The organism is Nonomuraea deserti (assembly GCF_004348685.1).
Lineage (GTDB): Bacteria > Actinomycetota > Actinomycetes > Streptosporangiales > Streptosporangiaceae > Nonomuraea > Nonomuraea deserti.
On the sequence record NZ_SMKO01000369.1, the window covers coordinates 1 to 2,995 of the forward strand.

General features: G+C 73.3%; 1 protein-coding gene. It reads left to right on the forward strand.

Annotated elements, in window-relative coordinates:
- The coding region (locus E1292_RS49980; protein WP_132606811.1) for an SDR family NAD(P)-dependent oxidoreductase at window positions 1-2,995 on the forward strand (2,995 nt) is incomplete at both ends.

The following is a 2,995-nucleotide window of genomic DNA, read 5'->3' on the forward strand; positions in this document are numbered from 1 at the left end:
CACGCGCAAGGGGTGCTGGCTGAGGAGAGCGAGCAGCCGGTCGCGGTTGCGGGTCAGTGGCCGCCGGCCGGTGCGCGGCCGGTCGAGGTCGAGCAGCTGTATGACGACATGGCGGCGATCGGCCTGGACTACGGGCCGCTGTTCCAGGGTTTGGTGGCTGCCTGGCAGCACGAGGACGCGGTGTTCGCCGAGATCGTCCTTCCCGAGCAGGCGCACGCGGAGGCGGGCCGGTTCGGGTTGCACCCGGCGTTGCTGGACGCGTCGCTGCATGCCGCAGCCCTGGGCGATCTGGTGCCGAGAGCGGAGTCGGGACGGCCGTATCTGCCGTTCGCCTGGAGCGGTGTCTCGCTGCACGCCGCCGGAGCGACCGGGCTGCGGGTCAAGGTCACCCGCGCAGCCACGGACACCAGCATCTCGTTGAGCATCGCGGACGAGAGCGGCGCCGCGGTGGCCGAGATCGACGGGCTCATGCTGCGCGCCCTGTCCACCGACCTCACCGCAGGCGCCCTGGACACCCTCTACCAGGTGACCTGGAACGAGCCGACCGAGCTGCCCACCGCTGAGAACGAGGAGTATCCGAGCCTGGCGTCGCTCAGGGACACGGACGCGATGCCCGAGTGGGCGTTCGTGGAATGCCCCGCCGCCGAGCCCGGCGACGACATCCCCGCCGCGGTGCGGCGTGCCACCGCTCACGCGCTGACTTCCGTACAGGAGTGGCTGGCCGACGAGCGGTTCGCGTCGTCTCGGCTGGTGGTGGTGACGCGGGGCGCGGTGGCCGTTGATGACGGTGACCGGGTGGATGTGTCGGCGGCCCCGGTGTGGGGCCTGGTGCGGGCGGCCGAGGCGGAGAACCCGGGCCGGTTCGTGCTGGTGGACGTGGACGGCAGCCAGGAGTCGTGGGCCGCCGTGGGATCGGTGGTCGCTTCCGGGGAACCTGAGTCCGCGGTGCGGGACGGCCGGGTGCTGGTGCCGAGGCTGAACCGGGTCAGGGACCTGGAGCGGCGCGAGCCGGTGTTCGGCTCGGACGGCACCGTGCTGGTCACCGGGGGGACCGGTGGGCTGGGCGCGCTGGTGGCCCGCCACCTGGTGACGGAGCACGGCGTTCGGAACCTGTTGCTGGTCAGCCGTCGCGGTCTCGACGCGCCCGGTGCGGCCGAGCTGGTGGCGGAGTTGTCGGAGCTGGGCGCCGAGGTGGACGTGGCGGCCTGCGACGTGGCCGACCGTGACGCGCTGGCCGCGCTGATCGTGTCCATTCCCGACGAGCGCGCGCTGCGCGGCGTGGTGCACGCCGCGGGCGTGGGCGACAACGGGCTGGTGGGGTCGCTGTCGGTGGAGCGCCTCGACGGGGTGCTCGGGCCGAAGGCCGACGCGGCGTGGCACCTGCACGAGCTGACCCGTGACCTGGACCTGTCGGCGTTCGTGCTGTTCTCGTCCGCCGGCGGTTCCGTCCTGGCGGCGGGGCAGGCCTACTACGCGGCGGCGAACGTGTTCCTCGACGCGCTGGCGGTGCACCGGCGGTCGTCGGGGCTGGTGGCGACCTCGCTCGCGTTCGGGTTGTGGGACACCGACACCGGGCTGAGCGCGTGGCTGAGCGAGGCCGACTTCGAGCGGATGCGGCGCCAGGGTCTGCCGGCGTTGACCGTGGACGAGGCGCTGGCGTCGTTCGATGCGGGGTCGGGCTCGGACGCGGCGGCGCTGGTGCCGCTGCGGGTCGATGCCGCGGCGCTGCGCAGCCGGGGCGCGGAGCTTCCCGCGCTCCTCCGCGGTCTCGTACGCGGATCGGCACGCCAGGTGGCCCGCGCGGCCGGATCCGGGCTGGCCCGCCGGCTCGCCGGGCTGGAGGAGGCCGAGCGCGGCAGGGTGCTGCTGGAGCTCGTCCGCCAGGAGGTGGCCAGGGTTCTCGGTCACGCCTCGATGGACGCCGTGGAGCCCGACCGCGCCTTCCAGGAGCTCGGCTTCGACTCCCTCACGGCCGTCGAACTCCGTAACCAGCTCAACTCGGGCACCGGGCTGCGGCTCCCCGCGACGCTGGTCTTCGACTACCCCAACGCGCGAGCCGTCGCCGACTACCTGGAGGCGGAGTTCACCGGCGCCGGGGCCGAGGCGACGGCGGTCACCGCGGCCACGACGCCGCTGAACGACGAGCCCATCGCGATCGTCGGCATGGCCTGCCGGTACCCGGGCGGCGTGCTCTCGCCGGAGGACCTCTGGCAGCTGGTGAGCGCAGGTACGGACGCGATCGGCGACTTCCCCGCCGACCGCGGGTGGGACTTGGACCGGCTGTACCACCCGGACCCTGACAATTCAGGCACCACGTACACGAAGCGGGGCGGCTTCCTGCACGACGCGGCCGACTTCGATCCGGCGTTCTTCGGGATCTCGCAGCGCGAGGCCCTCGCCATGGACCCGCAGCAGCGGCTCCTCCTCGAGGCCTCGTGGGAGGCGATCGAACGGGCCGGCATCGACCCCGTGGCGCTGCGCGGCAGCAGGACGGGCGTGTTCGCGGGCGTCATGTACCACGACTACGCGGCCCACCTCACCACCGTGCCCACGGAGCTGGAAGGGCTCATCGCCACCGGGAACTCCGGCAGCGTCGTGTCCGGCCGCCTGTCGTACACCTTCGGGCTGGAAGGCCCTGCGGTGACCGTGGACACCGCCTGCTCCTCCTCTCTCGTCGCCCTGCACTGGGCGGCGCAGGCGCTGCGGTCGGGCGAGTGCGACATGGCGCTGGCCGGCGGCGTGACCGTGATGGCCACGCCCGGCACCTTCGTGGAGTTCTCGCGCCAGCGCGGCCTGTCCCCGGACGGGCGGTGCAAGGCGTTCTCCGCCGACGCCGACGGCACCGGCTGGGGCGAGGGCGTCGGCGTACTGCTGGTGGAGCGGTTGTCGGATGCGGAGCGTCTGGGGCATCGGGTGCTCGCCGTGGTGCGGGGCAGCGCGGTGAATCAGGACGGTGCGAGTAACGGGTTGACGGCGCCGAATGGTCCGTCGCAGC